This window comes from Pseudomonas sp. zfem001 (assembly GCF_032621725.1).
GTDB classification, from domain to species: domain Bacteria; phylum Pseudomonadota; class Gammaproteobacteria; order Pseudomonadales; family Pseudomonadaceae; genus Aquipseudomonas; species Aquipseudomonas sediminis.
This window is the reverse complement of record NZ_JAVYJI010000002.1, coordinates 577,062-599,500: the sequence shown is the minus strand read 5'-3', so window position 1 is coordinate 599,500 and position 22,439 is coordinate 577,062. Positions and strand designations below refer to the sequence as shown.

The window sequence follows — 22,439 nt, the reverse complement described above, 5'->3', positions numbered from 1 at the left end:
TCCACCTGCTGAGGTCGGGGTGTCGCACTTCGCAAAATTGCAGCAGCGAGACGGCGCCTGCTGAAATATCTTGAACCGTAAAGGTTCTAAACGGGTCAGGTTCTATTACCGAGTCACTCAATTGGAATAGAACCCATGATCAAGAAATGTTTGTTTCCCGCGGCCGGTTACGGCACCCGTTTTCTTCCCGCTACCAAGTCGATGCCCAAGGAAATGCTGCCGGTGGTCGACACCCCGTTGATCCAGTACGGCGTCGAAGAAGCACTGCAGGCCGGGCTCAATGAAATTGCTATCGTCACCGGTCGCGGCAAGCGCTCGCTGGAGGATCACTTCGATATCAGCTACGAGCTGGAGCACGAAATCTCCAACACCGGTAAGGAAAAATCCCTCAGTGGTGTGCGTCACCTGATCGATCAATGCACCTTCTCCTACACCCGTCAGGTGGAGATGAAAGGTCTTGGCCACGCCATTCTGACCGGTCGCCCGTTGATCGGTGACGAGGCTTTTGCCGTGGTGCTGGCCGATGACCTGTGCCTGAACCTTGACGGCGACGGCGTGCTGACCCAGATGGTCAAGCTCTACGAACAATTCCGCTGCTCCATCGTCGCGATTCAGGAAGTGCCGATGGACGAAGTCTCGCGCTATGGCGTGATTGCCGGTGAGGCGCTGCGCGACGATATCTTCCGCATCGACAGCATGGTGGAAAAGCCCAACCCGGAGGACGCGCCGTCGAATCTGGCAATCATCGGCCGCTACATCCTCACGCCCGACATCTTCTCGTTGATCGAGCAGACCGAGCCGGGCAAGAGCGGCGAAATCCAGATCACTGACGCGCTGATGAAGCAGGCCCAGCAAGGCTGTGTGCTGGCCTACAAGTTCAAGGGCCGCCGCTTCGATTGTGGTTCGGCCGAAGGCTACGTGCAGGCCACCAACTTCTGCTTCGAGAACCGCCACAAGACTCATCCGGTGATGACTGCGAGCCCGCAACTGAAGGCCGTCTGAACACGTGCGAAAGGAGGAGTGAAGGATGAACGACAAGACCCTGCCGCCTCAGCATCAGCAGCGGCAACCTGGTGTCGAACACGCCATGCACCCTGAGCCGATCTACCTTGCCGATGATTACCGCGCCGCCGGCAAACTGGCCGGCAAGGTGGCGATCATCACCGGCGGCGACAGCGGTATTGGCCGCGCTGTCGCCGTGCACTACGCCTTGGAAGGCGCCAAGGTTGCATTGGTTTACCTGAACGAGGATGAAGATGCGCAGAAAACCCTCGACGAGGTGAAACATCACGGCGGCGAAGCTATCGCCCTGGCTGGTGACGTGGGCGACGGCGGCTTCTGCCAGTGTGTGGTCGACGCGGTGATCGCCAAGTGGGGGCGTATCGACATCCTCATCAACAACGCCGGCGAACAGCATCCCGAACACAACCTCGAGGCCCTCGACCAGGCGCAGTGGGAGCAGACCTTCCGCACCAATATCTTCGCCATGTTCCACCTGACCAAGGTCGCCCTGGAGCATCTGCAGCCGGGCTCGAGCATCATCAATACCAGTTCGGTGACGGCCTACAAGGGCAACCCGATGCTGCTCGACTATTCCTCGACCAAGGGCGCGATCACCTCATTCACCCGCTCGCTGTCGATCAACCTGGCGCCACGTGGCATTCGCGTCAATGGCGTTGCACCCGGGCCGATCTGGACGCCGCTGATCCCGTCCACCTTCAGCGCCGAGAAGGTCTCCGAGTTCGGCGCCGACACGCCGCTGGGGCGCCCTGGACAACCTGCAGAGGTTGCCCCGGCATTCGTTTATCTGGCCAGCAACGATGCCTCTTACGTCACCGGGCAGATGCTGCATGTCAACGGCGGCAGCGTGGTCAACGGCTGATGAAAAAAGCCTGAACGACTCGTGGCAGAGCCTGCCTCATTTTATGTAGAGGCAATAACGCCTCGCGAGTCACTATCAGGAGGTACCAGCAATGGCGACCAGTAAAAATCCGGGTAACTTCGCAAACGATCGTCAGAAAGCATCCGAAGCCGGCCGTAAGGGCGGTCACAACAGCGGCGGCAACTTTGCCAATGACCGTCAGAGAGCCGCCGAGGCCGGACGCAAAGGTGGTCAGAAAACCAAAAGCAGCCGCGAGTCGTGACTGTCATACCAGGGCCCGCTTTGCAGCGGGCCCTGGCATTTTTGTCGATGTGATTGGTAGACCTGAGGAGAGCAACACGATGAATGCCATCGAACTGCTGAAGAAGGACCACGAAACCGTCAAAGACCTGCTGAGCAAACTGGAAGGAACCACTGAGCGAGCGGTGCAGACGCGTAAGAAGCTGCTGCTCAAGATCGAGCAGGAATTGAAGGTCCATACCGAACTCGAAGAGCAGATTTTCTATCCCGCCTTCAGGCGCGCTGGCAGCAAGGATGACGCCGTGCTGGCCATCGAAGCGAAGGAGGAGCACCGTGCCGTCGAGGCGCTGGTACTGCCCGACATCAAGGAAACGTCGCCATCCACGCTCGAATTCGCAGGCAGGGTCAAGGTGCTCAAGGAACTGCTGGAGCACCACATCGAGGAAGAGGAGCGCGACATGTTCCCGCAGGCCCGCAAGCTGCTGAGCAAGCAGCAACTGGAGCAACTGGGCGAATCGATGGAAGTGCTGCGCAAATCCCTGAAGAGCGGCGCGCAAGCCAAAGCGGCTTGAGTACAAGTGGTGGCCTGCGCCTACGGATGTTCGGCGCAGGTACTACAACCCTTTTCTTACAGCGCCTAGCGCTGGCGCAGACCAGGCTGATAGGTCAGGCGCAACGCCACGCAGGCAATACGCTCAGCCTGGGCATACTCGGCTTTCTGCAACTCTTCACCGAACACGTCCGGATCGATCTCTTCGTAGTCCCAATCCCAGCAGGTGTCACGCAGCGATAAGCGTATGGCATTGAGCAAAGGATCCTCGCCATCGACGATCGCTACCCCGGTGTAGAGCAACAGCGTGCCGCCGGGCGCCAGTCTTTCCATCGCCGTATCGAAAATCGCCAGGGACAGCCCGGCGCCGTGCTTGCCGCCGCCGTGGCGATAGGTGCGCTGCTGTGGATCGAGCATATAGGGCGGGTTGGCGATGATCAGATCGAACTGTCCATCCACATCGCGCAGCAGATCGCTGCTCTGTATGCGCAGGTTGTAGATGCCGGCCAGTCGGGCATTCACCGCGGTCAGGTTCAGCGCTTTGGGGTTTATATCCAGTGCCATCACTTCAGCACCCGGCCGCAGCAAGGCCGCCGTGATCGCGCCTGGGCCGGCGCCGCAGCCTATATCGGCAATACGTCGTAGCGGCTGATTGCTGTGCGTCAGGTAATCGCGCAGCAGGCGGGTGAAACGGTAAGTATCGGGGCCGAAGAACACCGCGTCGCTTTCCTCCGTTGGAAAACGCGAGTGCACATAGAGCCCGTCGCCCAGGCTGGACCAGCGCACCTGGCTGATCCAGCCTTGCGCGTGAGGTTGCAGCACTTCGGCCTCGCCCATGCATTCGACGATTTCCTCATCCAGCACGCCGTCAGCGAACGGCCGGCTCCAGCCGAAAACATCGCGCAAGTCCTTGGCCAACGCGTTACCCGGACGCTGGTTGACGCGCTGATGAGTGAGCGGCGTCGGGGTGACGAAGCGATAACCGCGGGCACGCAAGAGCGTACCCAGGCGTAGCAGGGCGAGACTCTGCGGGGCGTTGAAGGCGGGTTCGAGCATGCGCGGGTTCCAGGGGCAGGGCGGCTACTGGATCAGCGCCGCGAAGGTACGAGTGGCTGCCAGGCCAGCACTGGACCAATGCTGTGCGGGCGCCTGCAGGCCGATCAGACGAGCTTCACGGCGATAGACGTCCATACCTTGCAGCTCCTGAATCAGCTCGCGGCGTTCGCGGTCCAACTCGCCATGCTGCGTACCGCCTGCCAGCGAGAGTGCGGGTTGTGGCCGGCGCCGTGGACGGAAGGGCTTCGCAGGCGCGTCCGGTTGCCAACTGCCGGCAATCCAGTCGTGCAGCAGCTGGCGCTCGTAGTTGCTGAAAACACCGAACATGGCGGCGCCAGGGCCTTGCATCAGGCGCCAGAAACGGCTGCAGGCCGGGTCCGTGTCGCGGCGTATCCAGTTATTGCTTTGCAGCGCTTCGAGAAAGCTCGCCACACTGCTGGAGCTGCCCAGCCATTCATTGACCGTGCGACCGGCGATGCGGCAGTAGTCGGAATGCACCTGACTGGCAACTGCACGCTTTTGCTCGAACATCTGCAGCAACTGTTGCTCCAGGTCGAAGCTTTCGATCACGTCCGTCGAGCCCACACCCAGCTCATTGAGCATGTAGCCACGCAGCACACGCTGGTAGAACACCTGGGCGTCGCCCACGCGCGGCAGGTTGGTCAGCACGCTCTGTACGGCTTTGGCGGCGTGGCCGCTGGAGCCGTTGTCGATGGTGACGTGCAGCTTGAAATAGTAGGCGTCGATGTCCAGCTCATTGAGCTCGAAGGCACTGATCAGCAGGTGCAGCGGCAATTGTTCGTAGCCGAGGTTGTAGCCGATCACTTCAGGCAGAAACTCGTCGGCCAGCAGGCCCAGCGCCAGCTGGATCGCACCCTGGCGATACAAATCATCATCCAGTTCCAGAGTGTCGTCACAGCCCTGGCCAGCCAGCAGGCGCTGGTAGATCAGTACGTGATTCTGCGCCGCGAGCCCATCGCCAAGTTCTTCCAGGTAGGTGCGCACCAGCGGATACACGCGATAGTCGCGCCAATGCGGCAGAACGCCGTACAGCCAGGCACCGTCGACCAGTTTTGTCGGTGCCACGGCCCGTAGAAAATGCAGGGCATCAGCTTTGCGCGGGAAGTAACGGCGGCCTTCACCGGCATGTCGCTTGGCGAGATAGTAAGCGTAGTCCGCTGCTACCTGCTTGTGATGACGTTGCGACCAGGCCGCCAGTTCAAAGGGGCTTTGTGGCAGCTCGCAGGGTAGCTCCGCCACCTCCTGCAAGCACTCCAGCAGAAACTCGCGCGCCTGCGGATGGCCCGGTTCGGGCTCAGCCAACAGTTGCTGATAAAGGCTCTGAAACGGGCCTGAAACGGGAGCGAGCGAAACGGGCTGGGCTCCGGGGCTGTCGATGAAACTGGCTATCGACATGAGGCAGATCTCCTGAATAAGTCCATCTATAAGAGGGCGATGTGTTGCATAGGAGCTGTTCACCCGAACAAAGATTCCCCATGAATTTTCGCTGCCCGACAACTGATCAAAGAGGTTGAACTCAGGCCTCCCGACGATTCTCAACTGCAGGAACAACGGGAGCAGGCGAGTCATGGCAGTGAGCACATTCGGCATCGAGGAAGAGTATTTTCTGACAGACCTGTCCAGCCGCTGCGTGGCGCAGCACGGGGTCGAGGCATTCGCCATATCCAGTCGTCGCGCACTCGGCCAGCGAGTGACGCGAGAGATGTTCGCCGCGCAGTTCGAAGTGGTCACTCCAGTGCTGCACAGCCTCGATGAGGCGCGCGACTGTCTGGGCCAGGCGCGCACGACCATGGCCGCGCTGGCCAGCGAGTTCGGCTGCGGCATTCTCGCTGCCGGCACCCATCCGTTGGGGCAATGGCGCAGCGTGCAGGCGACCGATATGGCGCGCTACCGGGCGATCTTCGACGACTATCGGATCGTCGCCAGCCGCAGCGTGCTGGCCGGTCTGCATGTGCATGTCGGTGTGCCCGAAGGCGTCGATCGCATCCGCCTGATGAACCGGCTGACGCCTTGGCTGCCGCTATTGCTGGGGCTGAGTGCGTCCTCGCCGTTCTGGGATGGCCGCCCGTGCGGTTTGATGAGCTATCGCCAGGCAGTGTGCGATGAATGGCCGCGCATGGGTATTCCCGATCACTTTCGCGATGACGCCGAGTACCGGCGCTACTTGAAGGTGATGACTGATACCGACTGCATCGGCTCGGCCCTCAATCTGTGGTGGAACATTCGCCCGTCATTGCGTTTCCCCACCCTGGAGTTGCGTATCGCCGATGCTTGCCCGCGTCTGGACGATGCCCTGTGCATCGCCGGGCTGTTTCGCGCCATGCTCGGCCATGCCCTGGAAGCGCCGCACGATGATTGGTTCGATGACCCGCTGACCCGCATCCTTACCCTGGAAAACCGCTGGCGCGCGAAGCGCCGGGGCCTACGCGGGCTATTCATCGAACCGCGTAGCCAGAGCACCTTGCCATTCTCGGCCTGGCTGGACGAGGTGCTGGCCTGCATCGGTGAGCAGGTTGCGCCCGAGGACAGCTGGATCATTGCCCACGCGCGCAAGCTGGCGCGTGTCGGAGGCAGCGCCGAGTCCCAACTCATTACCTACCGCCGCGCTCGCAGCGGTGGCGCCGAGCATCGCGCCGCGCTGTTCGACGTGGTCGACAGGCTGATGCAGCAGACCGCCCTGCAGGACGTTCGGCAAATAGCCTGAACCTTTGCCGTGCACCTGACTTTCTAAATCTCACGGGGGCCGCAATGGGCTCCGCCATCCAACGCTAAGGAGAAACGCCATGTCACTGACGCATAACGTTCATCGTCTGGAACGCGCCATCTCACTTGCCTCCGGCGCCACCGCCATCGTCGCCGGGGTTTGCCAGGGCGGTTCTTCAGGTGTGCTCAAGGCCCTTGGCGGCGCCGCGCTGCTGCAGCGCGGGATCAGCGGCCATTGCGTGGTCAAGGGCTTGATCAGCGACCCCAGGAGCGAACTCCAATGCCTGCGTGAGTGCGTGGCCGATCTGCGCGCGGCGCTACCGAAACTGCAGAGGGAAATGGAGCGGGTGAAAGGGCGCCAGGAAAGTCGGCTGAATCATGCGCTGGAGGAAACCTTTCCTGCCAGCGATCCGATTTCGCCTTGAGTCGAGCGCACGGGCGATGGTGCATCTGCGCTGTCGCCATGCGCGGCCCATATCGTTCGAAGGAGGTACCCCATGAAAGACACAACTCCAGGTTCCACTGCGGAACGAATCGATGAACAGACGCTGGACTTCAGCGATGACGAAGACAGCCTCGGTACCGGCGAGCCCACCTTGCAGCCGACCGCGCGCCCATCGTCCAACCCAGAGGATGAAATCGGCCTGACCGGCGCAGCGACCCTTGGCGAAAGCGAGCACGAGGACAACGTCAGCCTCGACGATCTCAGCCCGGATACGCTGATCGATGACAGCGGTGCGCGCTCGCCGTTAGAACGCGGTGGCGATGGTGCTCTCGATGAAGAGCTGAGCGTGGTCGAGGAGAGCGAGGTCGGTGGCGGCTTTGGCCTCGACGAAGCGGAACTGGCGCGCTCGGCTCCGCTCGATGGTAAACCCTGGACTGACGAGGTGGTATCCACCGACGAGGAGGGCGAGCCATGAGCGCACATACCTGTGCATGCCCGCATTGCGATTGCGCGGTCGAGTCCCGCGAGTGGGTGCACGAAGTGGCGGGCGAAGATCTGCTGTATTGCTGCGAAGCCTGTATGCAGCGTCATCCCAAGGGCAGGGTTCCGTGCCAGAGCGCTGGCTGCGATTGCGGTGAGCGTGTGGAGCGTGAGCGAGAACTGGCGTCTTGATGGACGTCACTCCCGCGTAGGCGGGAGTCCGGCTCGCAGGGCGTTCTGGGTTCCCGCCTGCGCGGGAATCCTGCGCGAGAATGACGAGGCCTTCAGGCCGGTCTAGTCATTGCCCGCGGAGGTAATGCGCCTCAGGCGCTGGACTTGCGTAGCGCCTGCAGCAGCTCGTCCTTGCTCATGCTGGAGCGCCCACTGATATCCCGCTTGCGTGCCAGGTCCATTAGCTCGGTCTTGGTCATCGTTTCCAGGCGCTGGCCGGGCCGGGGCACGCCTTCGCGGGTCGCCACCGCACGCCGTGCCGAGGACTGGCGAGCAGCCTCCTTGCTGGTCGCGCTGGTCTTCTGCCCGGAACCGCCGGCTTTCTCACCACCGCCGGACTGTTTGTTGACCGTGGCCCAGGCGCGCGCCTCGGCCTCGTCTTCGGGTACGCCTCGTTCCTTGTAGCTGTCCTCGATGTGTTCGGCCTTGCGCTTCTGCTTGGCGGTGTATTTGTCTTTGCTGCCACGTGGCATGAGCGTTCTCCCGACTGGTTTGGGTCTCTAAGGGAACTGAATGCCTGATTGAGCACAGGTTCCCGGTTTCGGATAACCGGCGGCAACGATGACTCGAACCTCTGCGCACCGGATTCGCTCTGATGCAAAGCATCCATGGAGATTGAACGACGATGGACGTACTCGAACGAATTCTCACGACCCTGGCGCAGGAGTTTTCTGACCTCGGCCAGGTAGAGCACATCACCCGCGCCACGTTGCGCCTGATTCTGGCCATGTTCCTCGGCGGCCTGCTCGGCTACGAACGCGAGGTGATGGGCAAGGCCGCCGGCATGCGCACGCACATGCTGGTCTGCCTCGGCGCAGCGATATTCGTCATGGCGCTGGAGCAGGACGGCGCCGAAGCCGATGCCATGAGCCGGGTTATCCAGGGCATCGCCGCGGGCGTCGGTTTTCTCGGCGCCGGCACCATCCTCAAGGGGCAGAGCATTTCCGACGTAAAGGGACTGACCACTGCCGCTGGCTTGTGGGCGTCGGCCGCCATCGGCGTAGCGGTCGGGCTCGGACGCGAGGCCACCGCGGTATTGTCCACGGCGATTGTGCTGGTGGTGCTGCACCTCATGCCACTGGTGGTCTACCCGGGCGCCAGGACCCAGCCGGACGAGCAGACCGATGAAAAACCGGGCGACAGGTAATAGCCCGTTAGCCCTGTGAGCGGGCAAAAACTGCCTGAACTTTTCCCGCTGCCTCCACCTCGGTATTTCTGACAGGTGCAGCGCGTCGCGCGCTGTCGCAAACCTGCCTGCCCATCCCTTCGAACACGTCTGCCAGGCGTAGAGGAGCCAGGAACGATGCCGTCCCCGCAATATGCCGACCCGACCGTCAGACACGCCATCGCTCAGCCTCGGATCGCCATCGAAGCGCTACAGCCGATCATTGAAGGCGGCCGCTTCGCCAGCAAATGCCTGAGCGGCCGGCCGTTGCCGGTCAGTGCGGTGATATTCAGCGATGGCCATGAGCAACTGGCCGCTGATCTGCTGTGGCGCGCGGGCGGCGAAGCTACCTGGCAGCGCACGCCGATGCAGGCGCTGGGCAATGATCACTGGAGCGCAGAGCTGCGCATCGACCAGCAGGGCCGTGGTGAATTTGCCATCGAGGCCTGGCTGGACGTTTACGCCAGCTTCCGCCAGGAACTGGTGAAGAAACTCGGCGCCAGCGTGCCGGTGGAGCTCGAACTGCAGGAGGGCGCGCAACTGGTTCGGCGTATCGCCGCACAGGCGCCGGAGCAACTGCGTGGCGAGCTGGCGGCACTGATCGAACGCATGGAGGCCTCGCAGTCACAGACCGAACGCGAAGCGGTGCTGATCGATCCCTCGGTCAACGAGCTGATGCGCCGCGCCGAATATCGGCCGCACCTGCTGCGCACGCCGAACTACCCGTTGGATGTCGAGCGCAGCCTGGCCGAATTCGCCAGCTGGTATGAGCTGTTTCCCCGCTCGCTGGGCGACGAGCAGCGCCACGGCAGCTTCGCCGACGTGCACGCACGCATCCCCGAGATCGCCCGGATGGGCTTCGATGTGCTGTATTTCCCGCCGATTCATCCCATCGGCCGGGCGCACCGCAAGGGGCCGAACAACAGCCTCAAGGCCGGCCCGAACGACCCTGGCAGCCCCTACGCGATCGGCAGCGAGGAGGGCGGTCACGAGGCCGTGCACCCGCAGCTCGGCAGCCTCGAAAATTTCCGGCAGCTGGTGCGCGTGGCGCGAGATCACGGCCTGGAGGTGGCGCTGGATTTTGCCGTGCAGTGCTCGCCCGATCACCCCTGGCTCGAGCAGCACCCCGGCTGGTTCAGTTGGCGCCCGGACGGCAGCATTCGCCATGCCGAGAACCCGCCGAAGAAGTACGAGGACATCGTCAACGTCGAGTTCTACGCCGAAGCGGCCATGCCCGACCTGTGGCTGGCATTGCGCGACGTGGTACTGGGCTGGGTGGAGCAGGGCGTGACGCTGTTTCGCATCGACAACCCGCACACCAAGCCGATGCCGTTCTGGGAGTGGCTGATCGCCGATGTACGTGAACGCCACCCCGAGGTGATCTTCCTCTCCGAGGCCTTCACCCGCCCTGCGATGATGGCGCGCCTGGGCAAGCTCGGCTTCAGCCAGAGCTACACCTATTTCACCTGGCGCAACACCAAGGCCGAGCTGCAGAGCTACCTGACTGAGCTGAACCAGGCGCCCTGGCGCGATTGCTACCGACCGAACTTCTTCGTCAACACGCCGGACATCAACCCTTATTTCCTGCAGCGCAGCGGCAGGCCCGGCTTTCTCATCCGCGCTGCGCTGGCGACCATGGGCTCCGGGCTGTGGGGCATGTATTCGGGCTTCGAGCTGTGCGAGGCCGAGCCGGTGCCGGGCAAGGAGGAGTACTTCGATTCGGAGAAATACCAGCTGCGCCCGCGCGACTACCAGGCACCCGGCAACATCAACGCCGAGATCGCCCGGCTCAACCAGATTCGCCGCGAGAACCCGGCGCTGCAGACCCATCTGGGCTTCCAGGCCTACACCGCGTGGAACGACAACATCCTCTACTTCGGCAAGCGCACGGCTGATCTGAGCAATTTCATCCTGGTCGCCGTCAGCCTCGATCCACATCACGCCCAAGAGGCGCATTTCGAATTGCCGCTGTGGGAGCTGGGTCTGCCAGACGATGCCTCGCTGGCCGGCGAAGATCTGATGAACGGCCACCGCTGGACCTGGCACGGCAAGGTGCAGTGGATGCGCATCGAACCCTGGCACCTGCCTTTCGGCATCTGGCGAATCCAGACCGCCCGCTGAACAACGGAGTGACACCATGGCCAAGCGCAGCGCCGGCAAGACCTTCCTCAACGACCCGCAGTGGTACAAGGACGCGGTGATCTATCAGGTCCACGTGAAGTCCTTCTTCGATGCCAACAACGATGGCATTGGCGACTTCCAGGGCCTGATCGACAAGCTCGACTATATCGCCGAACTGGGGGTGAACACCCTCTGGCTGCTGCCGTTCTACCCCTCGCCACGGCGCGACGACGGCTATGACATCGCCAAGTACAACGATGTCCATCCGGACTATGGCAGCCTGGCCGACGCCCGCCGTTTCATCGCCGAGGCGCACCGGCGCGGCCTGCGCGTGATCACCGAGTTGGTGATCAACCACACCTCCGATCAGCACCCCTGGTTCCAGCGCGCACGCCGGGCGAAGAAGGGCTCCAAGGCGCGCGACTATTACGTCTGGTCCGACAGCGACGAGAAATACGCCGGCACGCGGATCATCTTCATCGACAGCGAGAAGTCCAACTGGACCTGGGACGCCGTGGCCGGCCAGTACTTCTGGCACCGCTTCTACTCGCACCAGCCGGACCTCAATTTCGACAATCCCAAGGTGCTCGAAGCCGTGCTCGGGGTCATGCGCTTCTGGCTCGACATGGGCGTCGATGGCCTACGCCTGGACGCCATTCCGTACCTGATCGAGCGTGACGGCACCAGCAGCGAGAACCTGCCCGAAACCCACGCCGTGCTCAAGCGCATCCGCGCCGAACTGGATGCGCGCTACCCGGACCGTCTGTTGCTGGCGGAGGCCAACCAGTGGCCGGAGGACACCCGCCCGTACTTCGGTGAGGACGACGAATGCCACATGGCCTTCCACTTTCCGCTGATGCCGCGCATGTACATGGCCATCGCCCAGGAAGACCGCTTCCCGATCACCGACATCCTGCGCCAGACGCCGGAGATTCCGCCCAATTGCCAGTGGGCGATCTTCCTGCGCAACCACGATGAGCTGACCCTGGAAATGGTCACCGACGACGAGCGCGACTACCTGTGGAACTACTACGCCGCCGACAGTCGCGCACGGATCAACCTCGGCATTCGCCGGCGCCTGGCGCCCCTGGTAGGGCGTGACCGGCGGCGCATCGAGCTGCTCAACAGCCTGCTGCTGTCGATGCCCGGCACGCCGACCCTGTACTACGGCGACGAGATCGGCATGGGCGACAACATCTACCTTGGCGACCGCGACGGCGTGCGTACGCCCATGCAGTGGTCGGTGGACCGCAACGGCGGATTTTCCCGTGCCGACCCGGCCAGCCTGGTGCTGCCGCCGATCATGGATCCGCTGTACGGCTATCAGACCATCAACGTCGAGGCGCAGGCGCGTGACCCGCATTCGCTGCTCAACTGGACGCGGCGCATGCTCGCCATCCGTAACCAGCACAAGGCTTTCGGCCGCGGCTCGCTGACGATGCTGGCGCCGAGCAACCGGCGCATCCTGGCCTACCTGCGCATGCATCGCGGCGAGGACGGCAGCGAACAGCAGATCCTCTGCGTGGCCAACCTGTCCAGCGCGGCCCAGGCCGTCGAGCTGGAACTGGCCGACTACCGCGACCGGGTACCGGTGGAGATGATTGGCGGCGCCTCGTTCCCGCCCATTGGCCAGCTCACCTACCTGCTGACGTTGCCGCCGTACGGTTTCTACTGGTTCTACCTGGCCGACGCCTCGCAGATGCCCAGCTGGCACCAGAAACCGGTGGAACGTATGCCAGAGCTGCAGACCCTGGTGCTGGGGCGCGCCCTGAGTGAAGTGATGGACGGGCGCGCGCGGCAGACGCTGGAGCGCGAGTCGCTGCCGCTGTATCTGCCCAAGCGCCGCTGGTTCGCGGGTGAACAGCGCCCGGCCGTCAGCGTGTTGTACGTGATGCCGCTTGGCGACGATGCCAACGCGCCGCTGCTGGCCGAGGTGCAGGTGACGGGGGCGGCCGGCGTCGAGCATTACCGCTTGCCGCTGGCGGCCGTACCGGAACGCGCCGAGGGTAACGACCTGCCGCAGCAACTGGCGCTGGCCCGGCTGCGCCGGGGTCGCCATGTGGAGCTGCTGACCGATGCCTTCAGCCTGCCGCAGTTCAGCCAGCAGGTCCTGCGCCTGCTGCGTGAGCAGGCAGTGCTGCGCAGCGCTGGCGGCGAATTGCAGTTCCGCGCCGAGGCGGCGCTGCTGGCGCTCGAGGGTATCGACGAGAGCGACTTCAAGCTGCTTTCGGCCGAGCAGTCCAACAGTTCGGTGCTGATTGGCGAGCAGCTGTTGCTCAAGCTGTTGCGCCGCGGCTTCCCCGGTATCCACCCGGAGGTGGAGATGGGGCGCTTCCTGACCGATCGCGGCTACGCCAATGTCGCGCCGTTTCTTGGCGAGGTGGTGCGGGTCGACGAGCAAGGCCAGCCCCATACACTGATGGTGATGCAACGCTATCTGGACAATCAGGGCGACGCCTGGCAATGGACGCTTAACACCCTCGACCGCGCCATCCGCGATCAGTTGGCCGGCGGTACCGCCGACCCGGATGTCGATGCGTTGGGCGAACTGCAGCAGTTCGCCGGCGTGCTCGGCAAACGTGTCGGCGAGATGCACGCGGTACTGGCGCGGCCGGTTGAGAATCCGGACTTCGGTTATCAGCTCAGCGGCGAGCGCGATAGCGCCCACTGGGCCAAATCCATCACCGCGCAGTTGCAGGAAGCCTTGCAGGCTCTGGCTCGTCAGCGTGACGCCCTGAGCCCGGCGACAGCCGAACAGGCCGACTGGCTGCTGGCCAGGGAAAAATCCTTGCTGGAAGCAGTCACCCGCCTGGCAACGCAGGCGGCAGGTGGCCTGCGCATACGGGTGCACGGCGACCTTCACTTGGGCCAGGTCCTGGTGGTGCAGGGCGATGCCTACATCATCGACTTCGAGGGCGAGCCCAACCGCTCGCTGGAGGAGCGCCGCCAGCGCCACAGCCCGTTCAAGGATGTTGCCGGCATGCTGCGCTCCTTCGACTACGCGGCAGCGGTAGCACAGCGTAACGCCGGCGGCGTGGAAGGCGCGGCGGACGCCCAGCAGGTCGTTCGCGACGTGGTGTCGCGCTACCGCGAGCAAGCCTGCAGTGCTTTTCTCGATGCCTATCGTCTGGCCGCCAACGGCCTGCCCCACGAATGGCACCAACGCGACGGCGAGGGCGCCGCCCTCGACCTGTTCTGCCTGGAAAAGGCTGTCTATGAAATCGGTTACGAAAGCGGCCACCGCCCCGACTGGATCGATGTCCCGTTGCAGGGGCTGGTGGATCTCGCTAACCAATTGCCAGGAGTGCGACCTTGAATCAGAACAGAGTGCAGCGCCTGCAACGCGCCGAAGATGGCGATCCGTTCAGCTTCCTCGGCCCACACCCGCAAGGCGACGAGAGCCTGGTGCGAGTCTGGCTGCCCGGCGCCGACGCGGTGGACCTGCTGGCCCGCGACGGCTCGCTGCTGGGACGCATGCACTGCAGCGACCCGCAGGGCCTGTTCGAATTGCAACTGCCCCAGGCGCAGCGCTACCGCTTGCGCATCCACTGGCCAGGCAACGTGCAGGAAACCGAAGATCCCTATGCCTTCGGTCCGCTGCTGGGTGACACCGACCTCTACCTGTTCGCCGAAGGCAACCATCGCCAGTTATGGCGCTGTCTGGGCTCGGCACCGATGGAGCATGAAGGCGTGCCTGGCGTGCGTTTCGCCGTCTGGGCGCCCAATGCGCGGCGGGTTTCGGTGGTCGGCGACTTCAACAACTGGGACGGCCGCCGCCACCCCATGCGTCTGCGCTACCCGGCCGGCGTGTGGGAGCTGTTCATCCCGCGGCTGCAGCCCGGCGAGTGCTACAAATACGAAATTCTCGGTGAGCACGGTGTGCTGCCGCTGCGCGCAGACCCCATGGCGCAGGCCACCGAGGTGCCGCCGGCCACCGCTTCACGGGTGCCGCAAGCTGAAGCCTTCGTCTGGCAGGATCAGCAATGGATGAGCGAGCGCGAACAGCGCCACGCTTCGCAGGCGCCGCTGGCGATCTACGAGCTGCATGCCGGCTCCTGGCAGTGGCATAACGATCACGCACCAGACTGGGACGAATTGGCGGAACGGCTGATTCCCTACGTGCAGGACCTGGGCTTCACCCATATCGAGCTGATGCCGATCATGGAGCATCCGTTCGGCGGTTCCTGGGGCTATCAGCCGCTGTCGATGTTCGCGCCCACCTCACGCTTCGGCAGCCCGCAGCGCTTCGCCGCCTTCGTCGATCGCTGCCACCGCGCCGGCATCGGCGTGATTCTCGACTGGGTGCCGGGGCATTTCCCCAACGATGCCCACGGCCTGGCCGAGTTCGACGGCACCGCGCTGTACGAATACGCGCACCCGTTCGAGGGCTTTCACCCGGACTGGAACACCTGCATCTACAACCTCGGCCGCACCGAGGTGCACGGTTTCATGCTGGCCAGCGCGCTGTACTGGCTGCGCGAGTACCACGTCGACGGCCTGCGCGTGGATGCGGTGGCATCGATGCTCTACCGCGACTATTCGCGTGAAGCGGGGCAGTGGATTCCCAACCGCCACGGCGGGCGCGAGAACCTGGAGGCCATCGAATTTCTCCAGCACCTCAACGAGGTGGTGCGCAGCGAAGTGCCCGACGCGTTGATGATCGCCGAGGAATCCACCGCCTGGCCTGGCGTCAGTCGCCCGGTGCAGCAGGGCGGCCTGGGCTTCAGCCACAAATGGAACATGGGCTGGATGAACGACAGCCTGAGCTACATCCAGCAGGACCCGATGTACCGCCTGCACCATCACCACCAGATCACCTTCGGCCTGCATTACGCCTTCTCCGAGCGCTTTATCCTGCCGATCTCCCATGACGAGGTGGTGCACGGCAAACGCTCGCTGCTCGGGCGTATGCCCGGTGATCGCTGGCAGCAATTCGCCAACCTGCGCCTGTTCCTCGCCCTGATGTGGAGCCACCCAGGCAAGAAACTGCTGTTCATGGGCTGCGAGTTCGGTCAGTGGGGCGAGTGGAACCACGACCAGCAACTGGACTGGTACCTGCTGCAGTACCCAGAGCATGCTGCTGCCCAGGCGCTGGTACGCGAGCTGAATCGCTTGTACCGCGAAGAGCCGGCGTTGCACCGCCTCGATGACCAGGACAGCGGTTTTCAATGGCTGGTCGGCGATGACGCGCGCAACAGCGTATTCGCCTGGCTGCGCAAGGGCGGTGAGGGTAGTGCGCCGCTGCTGGTGGTGCACAACTTTACTCCGCAGGTATTCGACGGCTACCGCATCGGCGTGCCGCACGCTGGCCGCTGGCAGGTGCTGCTCAATACCGATGACAGCTGCTGGAGCGGTTCAGGCGCTGGCACGCAGGGTGAGCTGCACAGCGAGCAACTGGCCGCTCATGGCCAGTCCGATTCGTTGAATCTGCAATTGCCGCCGTTGGCGACGCTGATTCTGCGGCCTGCCCAATAAGCGTCGCCGCTGAAGCGCCTCGCACGAAGGGCGAGGTGCGCTTTGGAGTGATGATTCTGGTCCAGCCAAATCCATAGTGGGAGAGGTTTAGCCTATCGCGGCTAAAGCCCCTCCCACAGAGGGTTAGTGAGCGGAGGTCACGCCGCGCAGCACGGTGTCGTTGGCCATCCGGCTGTGACCGGAGGCGATATTGCCCAGCGAAACGATGCCAACCAGACGTTTCTCACGGTTGAGCACCGGCAAGCGGCGCAGCTTGATATCGGCCATATTGGCGGCCACATGCTCGATGTCCTCGTCGTCGAAGCAATAGCGCACATCGCTGCTCATCACCTGGCGCACCGGTGTGCTGCCGTCCAGGCCAGCGGCCACGGCGCGCACAGCGATATCGCGGTCGGTAATCATGCCGATCAGACGGTCGCCTTCGTTGATCAGCAGTGCGCCGCTGTCGATATCGGCCATCAGCGTGGCGGCCTCGCGAATGCTGCGCTCAGGTTCGAGGGTGCGGACGTTGCGGGTCATGATTTTGCTGATTTTCATCGGTGTCTCCTTTTGCAGGCTGAGTGGGCGAATGCCCAGAACGAACCGCGGCATCGAAGGCTCAACGATTCAGGAATAGCGCACCAGGTGATGCGGGTAATCGCCTACCCGCGCGCCCACCACCATTTCGCTGACCCAATCGATCAGGATGCGCGTATAGGCTTGCTGATGACGGTCCTCACTGAGCCCATGGTCGGCACCAGCCATGGTGCGATGGGTCAGCGAGTGCGCCTTGTCAAAAGCATTGCGGTAGCTCATCAGCGTGGTGTGCGGGACGAAGTCGTCATGCTCGGACTCCACCAGCAGCACGTCGCCGCGAAATTCGCAGCAGGCAGCGAGCGCCAGATTGTCCTGCGCGCGCTGCGGCGTGCGCCGGTACTCGGCGAGCCGTGCAACGTCCAGTAGGCGTTTGGGCAACTGCCATTGCGCGTCCCAGTACAGCGCCGGCACGCGCAGGGCCAGCCAGCGCACCGGGCGCCGCACGCTGAGCAAGGTAGCGAGGTAGCCGCCGTAGCTGGTACCGATCACTGCGATGCATTCGGGGTCGACCGCTTCGTGCGCGGCCAGCAGGTCGTAGGCAGCGAGAATGTCGGCCAGGTTGTCTTCGCGCGATACGCGCTCCTGGGCTTCGACGTTGCGTTCGTGCCCGCGCAGGTCGAAGGTCAGGCACACGCAGCCCAGCCCGGCGATACCACGGGCACGGGCCAGGTCGCGTTGCTGGCTGCCGCCCCAGCCGTGGACGAAAAGCACGCCGGGAACTTTGCTCGGTGGGGTCAGCAGGGTTCCGGCGATGTGCTGGTCACCCACCAGAATATCAAGGCTCTGGCTGCAAGCACTCATGACGGACCCACCTTGACGTATTTGGCCAGCGGGCCGTCCTCGCTGGCCTGGCCCTGATACAGGCAGATCGAGCCTGACGGCGGTGGTGCATCCCGATAGTATTCATGGGTCGAGGCCTGCAGCGTGTGCAACTGCGGGTTCTTGATGAACGCTTCCAGGGCGAAGATTTCCGCCGCGCTGGCCCCGCCGACGCGCCAGGATTGCTCCAGCACGCCACTGCGTGTCTGCCCTCGTGCGTTCAGCCCCTGAGCCACGTCGTAGTTGCGCCGCGATGCCTGAATCGACGGGTAGGCTTCCAACGCTGCCAGCTCGAAGATGCGCGCCTGCTGCACGGCCAGGCGTACGGCGCGCGGCAAGTCGAGGGTCATCAGAGCTGCGTAGTCACCGCGCACCAGCGTCAGGCGCGAGCCGCCGTAGACCTGGTTACCCTGGCCATCCTCGGTCAATTGCTGGGTGCCGTGGTAGCTCAAGGTGACGCCCGCCACTCGGATCTGGCCAACGCTGTAGGTAGTGGGATGCTGCAGGTCCTCTTCCAGCACCAGGCCCTGTTCCCTCACATGCTGCTCATCCAGTGCGGCCAGGGCATTGTCCAGCTCATCAGGTGAGCGCACGACTTGCTGGCCTCGGCCGCCAGTGCCGTCTACCGGTTTCAGGCGAATCGGCCCGGCGCGCAAGAGGTATTGCCCGGCCTCGACGGCATCCTCCAGAGCAAAGACGCTGAAGCCCTGCAAAGTGACGCCTTCGATCTGCCGGGCGAATCGCTCGGACCAGCCCACAGGTAAGTGACGAGGAGCGTCGAGGGCAGGGTGACTGATGGCCTTGGTGGCCAGAAAGGCATGTTCGACCAGGCCGCCGAAGAAATCGTCCGGCCCGCCGATGTCCAGTGCGCCGACATCGCCGATCAGGGTGTCTTCAGGCAGGAAATAGTGGCGCCCGCGAATCTGCGTGCCCGGCTGACAAGGGCCGAGGAAGGGGCAACCGAGCAGGGCGGCGAGTTTCTCGCCGAGCTGACGCTGCACCATGCGTTCATGGGCCATGTGCTGAGCGGTGTCCGGCAGCAAAAGCAGGCCTTTGTATGCGCCCGTCATTTGTCCCGCCAGGTGCCGCCAGAATTCTCACAGTCGATGCGCACCTGCTTGAGGTCGCCGGCTCGGTAGTAGTGGGTGAGCACCTTGGCCTCGTTGGGCACGGCGGGGCGCGCCTCGCCGCGATCGTCGTCGCCGGAGCGGTAGTTGGTCAGGGTTTCCTGGGTCAGCGCCGCTTCGCAACTGCCCAGTTTGGCTTCGGCACAACTGGCGACCTTGCGTTGCTCGCTGTTGATCATGTCGCCGGTTGCGTTATTGCACGACCAGTCGATGGCACCCTTGTCCATGCCGGTGAACTCGTAGCAGAACTCCTGTTCGACCTCCGCAATGGCATCGCTGGATGCGCTGGCACTGACGTAGCAGGCCTCGGCCAGCGCGTCGCCGGCCGCCAGCGCGCCGACCAGTAGGCCGGGAATGATGGCTCGCATAGTGTTCTCCTCAACATTGGCGTTCATCAGTTGTGAGGCAGGCCGCCGAGGCGAAGTTCAGGCTTTTTGATCAGTGGGGCAAAGGGCAGAAAAACCCTGAACTCATCAGCGCTGCGAAGGCCACAAAGAAAAGCCGAACCCATCGTTTCGGCTGTAATCGACGCGCGCGTGAGGGGATCGATATGAGCGAATCGCACAGCGAGGCCGAGAGTGCCGTAGCAGCGTTCAAGGCGGCCATCCTGGCCAAGCTGCGCTACGCCGTGGGCAAGGACCCGAGCACAGCTTTCGACCATGACTGGTTCGAGGCGCTGGCGCTGGCCACGCGGGACCATATGATCGACCGCTGGGAAGAGTCGTCCGCCCAGGTCGAACGCCAGGGCGCCAAACGCGTTTATTACCTGTCCCTGGAGTTTCTGATCGGCCGCTTGCTGGTGGACAACCTGAGTAACCTTGGCTTGCTCGACGTGGCTCGCCAGGCCATGGCCGAACTCGGTGTGGAGATGGAGCGCATTCGTGAGGTCGAGCCCGACGCGGCGCTTGGTAATGGCGGGCTAGGGCGTCTGGCCGCCTGTTTCATGGAGAGCATGGCAACCCTGTGTTTGGCCGCTCACGGCTACGGCATTCGTTATGAACACGGGCTGTTTCGTCAGGCGATCGTCGATGGCTGGCAGGCCGAGCAGACCGAAACCTGGCTGGATTTTGGCAATCCCTGGGAGTTCGAACGCCCGGAGGTGGCGTACCGCATCGGCTTTGGCGGGGGCGTGGAGACCCTGGACGACGGTGCAGGCGGCACACGCCAGCATTGGCATCCGCAGGAGAGGGTGCGTGCCATCGCCTACGACACACCGGTGGTGGGCTGGCGCGGCGCCTCGGTCAACACCCTGCGGCTGTGGCGTGCGCGCGCCGAGGAAAACCTGCAGCTGGATCGTTTCAATGCCGGCGATCACTTCGGCGCGGTGGCCGGCGAGGTCCGCGCGGAGAGCATCTCGCGCGTACTCTATCCAGCCGACGATACCGAGGCAGGCCAGGAGCTGCGCCTGCGTCAGGAATACTTTCTGGTTTCCGCCTCGCTGCAGGACCTGATCGAGCGCCATCTGCGCCTGCACCAGGACCTGCAAAGCCTGCCGCAGCAGGTGGCGATCCAACTCAACGACACCCACCCGGCCATCGCCGTGGTCGAGCTGATGCGCCTGCTGGTGGACGAGCATCGTATGCCTTGGGCACAGGCCTGGCAGCTGACGGTGGCCACCACCGCCTACACCAACCATACGCTGCTGCCGGAGGCGCTGGAATCATGGCCGGTTTCATTGATGGAGCGCCTGCTGCCGCGGCATCTGCAGATCATCTACCTGATCAACGCCGAACATATCGATGCGCTGCGCGCCAAGGACATCCATGACTTCCGCCTGCTGCGCGCGGTGTCGCTGATCGAGGAAGACCACGGCCGCCGCGTGCGTATGGGCAACCTGGCGTTCCTAGGTGCGCACAGCATCAACGGCGTTTCAGCGTTGCACACGCGGCTGATGCGCGACACGGTGTTTCGCGATCTGCACCAGCTCTACCCCGATCGAGTCAACAACAAGACCAATGGCGTGACCTTTCGCCGCTGGTTGTTCCAGGTCAATCCGGGGCTGACGCATCTGCTGGTCGATGCGCTGGGCGAGCAGGTTCTGCATCGCCCCGAGGATCATCTGCAGGCGCTGGAACCTTTCGCCGAACGCCAGGATTTTCGCAACGAATATGCGCTCTGCCGCCAGCGAAACAAGGAGGCGCTGGCCGCACGGGTCCGGCAACTGCTGGGGATCAGTCTCGACACCACGGCCATCTTCGATGTGCACGTCAAACGCATCCACGAGTACAAGCGTCAGTTGCTTAACCTGCTGCACACCGTGGCGCTGTACCAGGCCATCCGCAACGATCCGACCACCGATTGGGTGCCGCGGGTGAAGATTTTCGCCGGCAAGGCGGCGGCCAGTTATCGCCAGGCCAAGCTGATCATCAAGCTGGCCAACGACATCAGCCGCACCATCAATGGTGACCCGACCGTACGTGGGCTGCTCAAGGTGGTGTTCATTCCCAACTATAACGTCAGCCTGGCCGAGACCATCATTCCTGCAGCCGACCTTTCCGAGCAGATATCCACCGCGGGGCTGGAAGCTTCCGGCACCAGCAACATGAAGTTCGCCCTCAATGGCGCGCTGACCATCGGCACGCTGGACGGCGCCAATGTGGAAATGTGCGAGCGGGTCGGTGAAGAGAACCTGTTCATCTTCGGCATGACCGCCCAGCAGGTTGCCGCCCGGCAGCGCCAGGGCCTGGAGATGAGCGATGTGGTGGCAGATTCGGAACGACTGGAAGCCGCCCTTGGCGCCATTCGCGGCGGGGTATTTTCGCCGGACGATCCAGCGCGCTACGTGGGGTTGGTGGATGCGTTGCTCTACGAGGACCGTTTCATGGTCTGCGCCGACTTCGATGCCTACTGGAAGGCACAGCGCCAGGTCGATCAGCGTTGGCAGCGGCCCGAGCAGTGGTGGCGTTCAGCGGTGCTGAATACCGCGCGCATGGGCTGGTTCTCATCCGATCGCACCATCGCCGAATATGCCAAAGATATCTGGCAGGTGCCGCTGCCGCAGCGTGAGGGAGACTAGGGTTTGTAAAAAAGTCGTTGAGCGAAGGTCAGGCGATACCGATGGCGGCCCCGCCAAAACGGGTGAGGAACGGACTGGGCTCGCACTCGAGTTTACGAGCTGTAAATGAGCACTCGACCGGGCTGGCGTTCCAGCCCGCTTTTAACGAAGCATCACCGAGGACAGGCACTTTTCGTACAGAGCCTAGACGCGTCCTGTTCAACCTCTTGCAGCGACCCACTGCAAGAGGTTGAACAGGCTTTCAGCGCTGTACGCGGTGCGCAGGCGTGCTGCCACCTTTCTTCGGATGCAGGATGCGTGTGACCTGAACGTCGGTGAACTCGTTGGGCCATTCGAAGGTGTGCAGGGCGCTGAGGTAGAAGCGCGCCTGGTCTGGCGAGAGTTGCTCGCGCTCCGACTCCACTTCGACGCTGTGGGGCTGGTTGTGCAGGATGTAGCTGATCAGATGCAGTGGCTTGGCCATGCGAGGCCTCCGTTTTTGCTGAGTGATGTGAGATAGACCAGCCCACCTCGCTTGCAAGTTCCCGCCATC

General features: G+C 63.3%; 20 protein-coding genes and 1 pseudogene. 13 read left to right on the top strand and 8 right to left on the bottom strand.

The annotated features are described in order from the left end of the window. Positions 1-135: 135 nt before the first annotated feature. The 4 genes and pseudogenes from galU (at position 136) to RTH74_RS10670 (ending at position 2,694) form a co-directional block, all read left to right on the top strand. The gene (gene galU, locus RTH74_RS10685) at positions 136-1,002 is read left to right on the top strand and encodes a UTP--glucose-1-phosphate uridylyltransferase GalU (protein ID WP_099524218.1); all 867 of its coding nucleotides are present in this window, start codon (positions 136-138) and stop codon (positions 1,000-1,002) included. A 25-nt stretch (positions 1,003-1,027) separates the two neighbouring features. Continuing rightward, positions 1,028-1,882 (top strand): SDR family oxidoreductase, encoded by an 855-nt coding sequence (locus tag RTH74_RS10680; RefSeq protein ID WP_179544837.1) that lies wholly within the window; start codon positions 1,028-1,030, stop codon positions 1,880-1,882. A 109-nt stretch (positions 1,883-1,991) separates the two neighbouring features. After that, positions 1,992-2,123 (top strand): annotated as a pseudogene (locus RTH74_RS10675) (general stress protein); the annotation flags it as partial. Positions 2,124-2,223: 100 nt separating this feature from the next. Beyond that, on the top strand, positions 2,224-2,694 hold the full coding sequence (locus RTH74_RS10670; protein WP_099524210.1) for a hemerythrin domain-containing protein: 471 nt from the start codon (positions 2,224-2,226) through the stop codon (positions 2,692-2,694). A gap of 65 nt (positions 2,695-2,759) precedes the next feature. Here RTH74_RS10670 and RTH74_RS10665 read toward each other — a convergent pair whose 3' ends face one another. Next, entirely contained in the window at positions 2,760-3,728 is a 969-nt protein-coding gene (locus RTH74_RS10665) for a class I SAM-dependent methyltransferase (RefSeq protein ID WP_316914623.1), read from the bottom strand. Between the two features lie 24 nt (positions 3,729-3,752). Then, positions 3,753-5,144: an iron-containing redox enzyme family protein gene (locus RTH74_RS10660; protein WP_316914622.1), complete on the bottom strand. Its 1,392-nt coding sequence runs from the start codon at positions 5,142-5,144 to the stop codon at positions 3,753-3,755. 172 nt (positions 5,145-5,316) lie between these two features. Between RTH74_RS10660 and RTH74_RS10655 the strand changes: the two genes are divergently transcribed. The 4 genes from RTH74_RS10655 (at position 5,317) to RTH74_RS10640 (ending at position 7,569) form a co-directional block, all read left to right on the top strand. Continuing rightward, positions 5,317-6,453: a carboxylate-amine ligase gene (locus RTH74_RS10655; protein ID WP_316914621.1), complete on the top strand. Its 1,137-nt coding sequence runs from the start codon at positions 5,317-5,319 to the stop codon at positions 6,451-6,453. Between the two features lie 79 nt (positions 6,454-6,532). Further along, positions 6,533-6,877, top strand: a complete 345-nt coding sequence (locus tag RTH74_RS10650) for a YgaP family membrane protein (protein ID WP_106732336.1) — start codon at positions 6,533-6,535, stop codon at positions 6,875-6,877. A gap of 72 nt (positions 6,878-6,949) precedes the next feature. Beyond that, positions 6,950-7,372 carry a hypothetical protein gene (locus RTH74_RS10645; RefSeq protein ID WP_316914620.1) on the top strand — a complete coding sequence of 141 codons (423 nt, stop codon included), beginning with the start codon at positions 6,950-6,952 and terminating at the stop codon, positions 7,370-7,372. Then, positions 7,369-7,569 carry a metallothionein gene (locus RTH74_RS10640; RefSeq protein WP_316914619.1) on the top strand — a complete coding sequence of 67 codons (201 nt, stop codon included), beginning with the start codon at positions 7,369-7,371 and terminating at the stop codon, positions 7,567-7,569. Before RTH74_RS10645 ends, RTH74_RS10640 begins: the two co-directional genes overlap by 4 nt. Before the next feature lie 131 nt (positions 7,570-7,700). On the opposite strand, the gene RTH74_RS10635 is transcribed toward RTH74_RS10640, so the two are convergent. Continuing rightward, positions 7,701-8,081 (bottom strand): Rho termination factor N-terminal domain-containing protein, encoded by a 381-nt coding sequence (locus RTH74_RS10635; RefSeq protein WP_316914618.1) that lies wholly within the window; start codon positions 8,079-8,081, stop codon positions 7,701-7,703. Between the two features lie 152 nt (positions 8,082-8,233). On the opposite strand from RTH74_RS10635, the gene RTH74_RS10630 reads away from it, so the two are divergent. From RTH74_RS10630 to glgB, 4 genes are all read left to right on the top strand, one after another. After that, a complete protein-coding gene (locus tag RTH74_RS10630) occupies positions 8,234-8,755 on the top strand; it encodes an MgtC/SapB family protein (protein ID WP_316914617.1) in 522 nt (173 codons plus the stop codon). A 156-nt stretch (positions 8,756-8,911) separates the two neighbouring features. After that, the gene (locus RTH74_RS10625; protein WP_316914616.1) at positions 8,912-10,894 is read left to right on the top strand and encodes an alpha-1,4-glucan--maltose-1-phosphate maltosyltransferase; all 1,983 of its coding nucleotides are present in this window, start codon (positions 8,912-8,914) and stop codon (positions 10,892-10,894) included. A gap of 16 nt (positions 10,895-10,910) precedes the next feature. After that, positions 10,911-14,210, top strand: a complete 3,300-nt coding sequence (gene treS / locus RTH74_RS10620; RefSeq protein WP_316914615.1) for a maltose alpha-D-glucosyltransferase — start codon at positions 10,911-10,913, stop codon at positions 14,208-14,210. Continuing rightward, positions 14,207-16,369 carry a 1,4-alpha-glucan branching protein GlgB gene (gene glgB, locus RTH74_RS10615; protein ID WP_316914614.1) on the top strand — a complete coding sequence of 721 codons (2,163 nt, stop codon included), beginning with the start codon at positions 14,207-14,209 and terminating at the stop codon, positions 16,367-16,369. The genes treS and glgB overlap by 4 nt, the downstream gene beginning before the upstream one ends. A gap of 123 nt (positions 16,370-16,492) precedes the next feature. Here the strand turns inward: glgB and RTH74_RS10610 are convergent, their stop codons facing one another. From RTH74_RS10610 to RTH74_RS10595, 4 genes are all read right to left on the bottom strand, one after another. Then, positions 16,493-16,906: a CBS domain-containing protein gene (locus RTH74_RS10610; protein ID WP_125834403.1), complete on the bottom strand. Its 414-nt coding sequence runs from the start codon at positions 16,904-16,906 to the stop codon at positions 16,493-16,495. A gap of 69 nt (positions 16,907-16,975) precedes the next feature. Beyond that, positions 16,976-17,746, bottom strand: coding sequence for an alpha/beta hydrolase family protein (locus tag RTH74_RS10605; protein ID WP_125834404.1), 771 nt, complete (start codon positions 17,744-17,746; stop codon positions 16,976-16,978). After that, complete coding sequence (locus RTH74_RS10600; protein WP_316914613.1) at positions 17,743-18,834, bottom strand: DUF3182 family protein; 1,092 nt, start codon at positions 18,832-18,834, stop codon at positions 17,743-17,745. Before RTH74_RS10600 ends, RTH74_RS10605 begins: the two co-directional genes overlap by 4 nt. Next, positions 18,831-19,259 carry a hypothetical protein gene (locus RTH74_RS10595; RefSeq protein WP_279922608.1) on the bottom strand — a complete coding sequence of 143 codons (429 nt, stop codon included), beginning with the start codon at positions 19,257-19,259 and terminating at the stop codon, positions 18,831-18,833. Before RTH74_RS10595 ends, RTH74_RS10600 begins: the two co-directional genes overlap by 4 nt. A 182-nt stretch (positions 19,260-19,441) precedes the next feature. Here RTH74_RS10595 and RTH74_RS10590 point away from each other — a divergent pair, with 182 nt between their 5' ends. Further along, positions 19,442-21,907, top strand: a complete 2,466-nt coding sequence (locus RTH74_RS10590; protein ID WP_316914612.1) for a glycogen/starch/alpha-glucan phosphorylase — start codon at positions 19,442-19,444, stop codon at positions 21,905-21,907. A 241-nt stretch (positions 21,908-22,148) separates the two neighbouring features. Here RTH74_RS10590 and RTH74_RS10585 read toward each other — a convergent pair whose 3' ends face one another. Beyond that, a complete protein-coding gene (locus RTH74_RS10585) occupies positions 22,149-22,370 on the bottom strand; it encodes a hypothetical protein (protein WP_106732324.1) in 222 nt (73 codons plus the stop codon). Positions 22,371-22,439: the final 69 nt, after the last annotated feature.